5 protein-coding genes and 1 pseudogene are annotated in these 5,535 nt (G+C 58.8%); all 6 read right to left on the bottom strand.

Annotated elements, in window-relative coordinates:
* Window positions 1-1,388, bottom strand: a 1,388-nt coding sequence (locus EN991_RS21460; protein WP_164769255.1) for an AAA family ATPase, incomplete at its 3' end; no start/stop codon positions are given.
* A gap of 132 nt (window positions 1,389-1,520) precedes the next feature.
* Complete coding sequence (locus EN991_RS21455) at window positions 1,521-1,724, bottom strand: helix-turn-helix domain-containing protein (RefSeq protein ID WP_127369501.1); 204 nt, start codon at window positions 1,722-1,724, stop codon at window positions 1,521-1,523.
* Window positions 1,725-1,951: 227 nt separating this feature from the next.
* Window positions 1,952-3,160, bottom strand: coding sequence for an integrase family protein (locus tag EN991_RS21450; RefSeq protein WP_127369500.1), 1,209 nt, complete (start codon window positions 3,158-3,160; stop codon window positions 1,952-1,954).
* A 437-nt stretch (window positions 3,161-3,597) separates the two neighbouring features.
* Complete coding sequence (locus EN991_RS21445) at window positions 3,598-4,068, bottom strand: nucleoside deaminase (RefSeq protein ID WP_064995888.1); 471 nt, start codon at window positions 4,066-4,068, stop codon at window positions 3,598-3,600.
* A gap of 129 nt (window positions 4,069-4,197) precedes the next feature.
* The gene (ugpC, locus tag EN991_RS21440; RefSeq protein WP_127369499.1) at window positions 4,198-5,259 is read right to left on the bottom strand and encodes a sn-glycerol-3-phosphate ABC transporter ATP-binding protein UgpC; all 1,062 of its coding nucleotides are present in this window, start codon (window positions 5,257-5,259) and stop codon (window positions 4,198-4,200) included.
* A 41-nt stretch (window positions 5,260-5,300) separates the two neighbouring features.
* Window positions 5,301-5,535 (bottom strand): annotated as a pseudogene (locus EN991_RS21435) (carbohydrate ABC transporter permease); the annotation flags it as partial.

The following is a 5,535-nucleotide window of genomic DNA, read 5'->3' as shown; positions in this document are numbered from 1 at the left end:
ACACTATGGAGGCTGACGAACGGATCGAAGATCACCACGTCGATGTTGTTCGCTAATGCGAACTGGATCAGTTCATCAACGAGTTCGGTCCAGACCCGGACGTCGTGTTTCTTCAACTCGGCAATCTTGATGGGCTGATCCTGCCCGGAGTGAACGAACAGCTTCCCTTCAAGCGTCTTCGGGTCGATTCCGTAGTGGCTCGCCGTTGCCAGAAAATGCCGCCAAATCTGATCCAGATCGTCTTCGAGATTCACGTACAGGACGTTCAAAGGGCGCGGCGACAAGCGCCCCTCGACCATGCCTATGTGGGCAAGCATCATCACAACTTCAGCTTGGCTGAGCGAGCTTTTGCCTATCCCACCGGGACCCGCTGTCACCGACACGAAGCCGCGCACATAGTGGTGGCCATACAGGCGGTCCAGGCGCGGGATGCTCGCTGGGGCGGGCCAGACTGCCGGCTCAAGTTTCGGCAGCTTGGGGATGGTCTCTTTCTTCGACTGTGCTGGTTCTCCGACCGGCAGCTTTTGCACTTGCCTGATGATGAGATCGAGTTTGCGCGGCTCGATGGGTGGCCGACATCGGTTTGCGTTTACCTCAGCAAGGTTCGATGCCACCGTTGCGTCATCAGCGCCCCTTGAGCGCAGCGAACAGCCGTGGTGGTAAAGAACCTGGTTGCGGCCATAGTAGTCCTTCCCCTTGCTGTCTTGGTAGGGACCGCTGCTTTCCTCGATGATTTCAGGCAACTGGAAACGTTCGCTTGCTAGGACCGGTTCGAATTGGCGGGGCGGCACCAATTCGTCGGCCAAGACGCGGCGGCTAGCGGCGAAATCCACGAACGTTTGTAGGTCGAGTAGCTCGCCGTTGTGGGTGCCATATCGATTGGTCTTGTCCGCGAAGAAATACGGCATATTGAGCCAGTTGCCCGGTTGCTCTTCTGTGGCCGCAGTTTGCTTCGGGAATATCTCACAGCCGCCATATCCAAGAGCGGATGAGCATTGCGCGAGATAATGCTGGATCGCACTAGCGGGTGCCGGTTCCTTCAAAAACAGAAAGGCGTGGGCGCCCCCTGACTTTGATCGACTGACCACCAGCGGAAGTTTCAGATCTTCAATGTCTTGTTCGAGAGCAGCATGATCAATGCCAATCACATCAACATCGATGCATCCCCAGAGGACAGTTCCATCCCTTCGAATTGGGATGACACCAACCCCAGGTCCGGTGCCAGCCAGATGGGCGTTCCAGATAGCCTGCGTTGCTGGGCCGGGTTCGGTTACTGCCTTGCCTTCGGCCTTTCCTCGCTCGCTCGTCCTTTGGACGGTGTACCGCCCGTGAGCCTCATTGGACCCGCCGAATAGGTCCCATATCTTAACTGGCGATTGGTTGCCCATAAGCCGCAACTCCTTGTTTTATCAAGTTTTTGCGGGTATGTTGGGAGTTGGTCCAAGCGAAGTTTCGCACCACTTGGCTCCATGTGTTGACCTCTGAGCAACGCCGATCCTGCTTCCACAGGGTCGGCGTTTTCATGCCACCTCACTGGTATGCTGCCGGAGGTGTTTTGCGGCCCACTCGTCCAGGTCACAGCGTCGATACTTCACGACCTGCGGGTACTTCAGATAGGGCGGGCCGTAACCTTTGTGGCGGCCGATCTCAAGAAACTGGGTGGAGAAGCCAAGGTACTCGGCAGCCTGCTTGGTGTTCATGTATTCGCGATTAGTGTCGCTCATGGTCGGATTCTCACTCACGAGACGACCGTGCCTGCCTACGGTCATTGAGTGAACCCGGCTCCCCATCCCGTAGGGGCATCACGGCAGTATGGGCGTTGGTCCCAAGTGCCAAGCGAAGTTGGGCTGTTCCCTGCGACAGGAACTATCCGTCAGTGGTATTTTCGCCTTGCCCTGACAGACAATTTACAGCGCAAGCATAGCGCCGTTTTTATGCTCGTAAAGCTATTTTACAGTGGCAGTTGCGGATAGGCGAACTTCCAGATCGCGGCCTTGAAGGCATTCGTAACCGCCTGCTGGCTTCGGCGAAGATCATCCAGTTCGGGGTGATTGTAGCCAGCATGCGCATCACCTGATTTCGGGATGGCGTGGTTCACGAGCAGCCGCCGATGGGTTTCAGAAATCGCCACCTTGTTCTCGGCCATCGTCACGAAGGTATGGCGCAGGGTATGTGGTGTCCATTCGCAGGGGAAACGCTCGACTTCCTTTTCGTTCAGTTTCGGCTCGGCAATGAACCCTGTCTTGCTGGATGCCGGGAACACGAATTCGCAGTCTGAGCCGAACTGCGCGATAGTGAATTCGCATGCCTTTCGCGACCTTAGGAGGCCGATCAAGAAGTCTGATAGCGGTAGGGTGAATGCCTCTGTCTTCGTGATCGGGAAATGCAGGGTGCCGGTGTCTAGGTCCACCTGAGCCCAGCGTATCGACCGCGCTTCCTCACTCCGGGTGCCGGTGAAGAGCAGCCAGATATACAGATCGCGGCGGATGGGGTTATCGATTGAGTTTGCACCCAGCCACCAGTCGGGCAGCATGTCGTAGGTGATCACCGTCTTGCGCGGCTTCTCTTCGAAGAAATCCACGTTCTCGGTCGGCGGCGCGCCCAGAGCTGGGTGCTGCCTTTGGACACGCCGCCAAATCGCCCTAAGAGCGACCATGGTGGCGTTGGCAGCGTACTTGCCGTTCTGCTTGCCGATAAGCCGGTGCCGCGCGTTGGCGGCCTCGCGACTGATCTCAGCTAATGGCCGATTAAGCCAATCGGAACAGTAGCGGTTGAGGTTTTTCCAATACTCGTCGCCGGTTTTTGGCGAGCGCTCTTTGGCGTCGAGATGGCCCTTATACAACTCCCAGGCTTCAAGCAATGTCATGTTGTTGGCGGCAGCGGCACGGCGTTCCGCGAGGGGGTCAACACCGCCCCGCATCTCGCCCATAAGCTCCTCGGCTCGCTTGCGCGCTTGCTGGAGCGTTATGTCGCCATATCGCCCGATGCTGACCCTTCGGCTCTTTCCCCGCACGTCGCGCTGGACAACAAACGTTTTTGTCCTGGCTCCGACGACCACGCCGAAGCCTCGCAAGTCAGTGCACCACCAGTGCTCTTGGCCGGTCGGTACGAGGGGCAATGAATCTATGTCACCCTTGGTCGTGAGCTTCGCTTTTGGCATCTTACTAAGGCCTCTAATAAGGGCGCTGTGTAAAACGCTAGCACCCGGACTTAAAAACTATCCAAGCACAATATGACGGATTTCCAAGGGTTCCAAGCTCTTATTAAAAGGCTATAGGTTCCGTCTAAAAGTCGGAACAGCAAACTTTTAATCAGTAGGTCATGGGTTCGAATCCCATCGCGCTCACCATTGTTTTAGCGTTAAATATCAGCCACTTAGGATCTTTAAGTCTTTGAGAAAAGCAGCGACTGTGCGAGTTTTCACGGCCTGCACGCCCTACTCAAGGATCTCGCCACGGGCAACGCATGACAAGATCGTCCCACTTCGGATCGTTGATTCTACAAGTCTTTGATTTTGTTGAACGGCGGCGGCGACTCCCACCGCGATCCGACAGTCACTGCTGCCATTGATCGACCTTACCAACCGGGACGAAGCCGTCAGCGCTTCCAGAAATCGCGGTGCGGTGCGAGCATCTCGTCGGCGATTTCGGGGAAGGGGCCAAAGACCTCGATCTTTTTCTGGCCGGAGCCGAGGACGGTGCGCGAAGAGAGGCTCATCGTCGGATTCTCCGCGTGATCCCCGGTGAGCGCCAGGAGCTCGGTCTCCTCTACCCCGTAAACCAGCCGCCCGATATTGGCCCAATACATCGTGCCGGCGCACATCGCGCACGGCTCGAAGGTTGAGACCAGCGTGCATTGCCACAGGAACTCCGGCTCGTAGGCAGCCGCGGCGCGCCGGGCGAGCTCCGTCTCGGCATGGCGCACCGTGTCGAGATTGCCCTGCCGCATCAGCACGCGGTCATCCGGCCCGACCAGAACGCAACCAAAGGGATGATGCCCATGTGCCGCCGCCTCGCGCGCGACCGCGTCGGCGGATCGAAGGTGGGCGAGCATCTGATCGCGTGTCATGGCAAAACCCCGGGACGCCGACATCCACCCGATGAGCGGCTCTTTGATCCGAGATTGCTGCCAAGCGATGCGAGTGGCAAGAGCGAACCGTGGCTTGAGACCTTTGCGCCGGGATATCAGACCTTTGCGCTAGAATCGCCGACCGGTCTTGGCGTCGAACAGATGAGCACAGGCGCGGTCGATCTCGATGCGCATCTGCGCGCCTTGCTTCAGCGCAAGCCGCTCCCGGAATAGGCAGGAGATTTCCTCGCCGGCGCAGTCGACCCTGGCGAAGATTTCCGAACCCGTGGCTTCCAGAAGCACGATCGTGCCGGCAATACCCTGGGAAATCGTTGCTCGGATATGTTCGGGACGGATGCCGTAGATGAGTTCACCCACGGGAATTTTTGCCAGGTTGATGCCTTCCGGCAGCGGCAGGGTCAGCCCGCCGGTGCTGCGGAAAACGCCTTCCTCGACGCGGCCGGCAATGAAGTTCATGGCCGGCGAGCCAATGAAGCCGGCAACGAACAGATTGGCCGGACGGTCATAAAGGTCGAGCGGCGCACCGATCTGCTCGACAAGGCCGTCATGCAGCACGACGATCTTGTCGGCCATGGTCATGGCCTCGATCTGATCATGCGTGACGTAAATGGTGGTGGTGCCCAGCCGCTGGTGCAACGCCTTGATCTCGCCGCGCATCTGGACGCGCAATTTGGCGTCGAGATTGCTGAGCGGCTCGTCGAACAGGAAGACTTGCGGGTCGCGCACGATGGCGCGGCCCATGGCGACGCGCTGGCGCTGGCCGCCGGAGAGCTGGCGCGGATAGCGGTCGAGCAGCTTGTCGAGGCCCAGGATGCTGGCGGCCCTGCCGACGCGGCTTGCGGTGTCGGCCGGATCGGCTTTCTTGATCTTGAGGGCAAAGCCCATATTGTCGGCCACCGTCATGTGCGGATAGAGCGCGTAGTTCTGGAACACCATGGCGATGTTGCGGTCGCGCGCCCGCAGATTGTTGACGGTGCGATCGCCAATGGCGATCCTGCCGCCCGAGATCGTTTCAAGTCCGGCAATCATGCGCAGCAGCGTCGACTTCCCGCAGCCCGACGGGCCGACCAGGATGACGAACTCGCCGTCAGCGATATCGACGCTGACATCGTGGATAATCCTGGCCGTTCCGAAAGCCTTTTGCACGTTGTTGATTGTGACCGATGCCATTGGGTTTTCCTCGAAAAAGAGTGCGATGCCGTAGCGTGCCTTCAGCCGCCCTTGACGGCGCCCGCGGTCAGTCCGGCGACGATCTGCCTTTGTGCGAACATGGTCAGGACCAGTACCGGCAGTGTCACCACCAGGGCCGCGGCGGCGAGCGGCCCCCAGCTCACTTGCTCGTAGGAGAGCATGTTGTAGACGGCGACCGGCAGCGTGCGCGTCTCACGGCTGGCGAGCACCACGCCGAAGACGAAATTGTTCCATGAGAAGATGACGGACCTGTCT

The organism is Mesorhizobium sp. M7A.F.Ca.US.005.03.2.1 (genome assembly GCF_003997795.1).
GTDB classification, from domain to species: Bacteria; Pseudomonadota; Alphaproteobacteria; order Rhizobiales; family Rhizobiaceae; genus Mesorhizobium; species Mesorhizobium ciceri.
The sequence above is the reverse complement of the archived record's forward strand: the minus strand, read 5'-3'. Positions and strand labels throughout refer to the sequence as shown.

Excerpts from the sequence above, each read along its gene's own strand:
- EN991_RS21455 (WP_127369501.1), bottom strand. The coding sequence starts at position 1,724 with ATGAGCGACACTAATCGCGAATACATGAACACCAAGCAGGCTGCCGAG.
- ugpC (WP_127369499.1), bottom strand. The coding sequence starts at position 5,259 with ATGGCATCGGTCACAATCAACAACGTGCAAAAGGCTTTCGGAACGGCC.
- EN991_RS21450 (WP_127369500.1), bottom strand. The coding sequence starts at position 3,160 with ATGCCAAAAGCGAAGCTCACGACCAAGGGTGACATAGATTCATTGCCC.
- EN991_RS21445 (WP_064995888.1), bottom strand. The coding sequence starts at position 4,068 with ATGACACGCGATCAGATGCTCGCCCACCTTCGATCCGCCGACGCGGTC.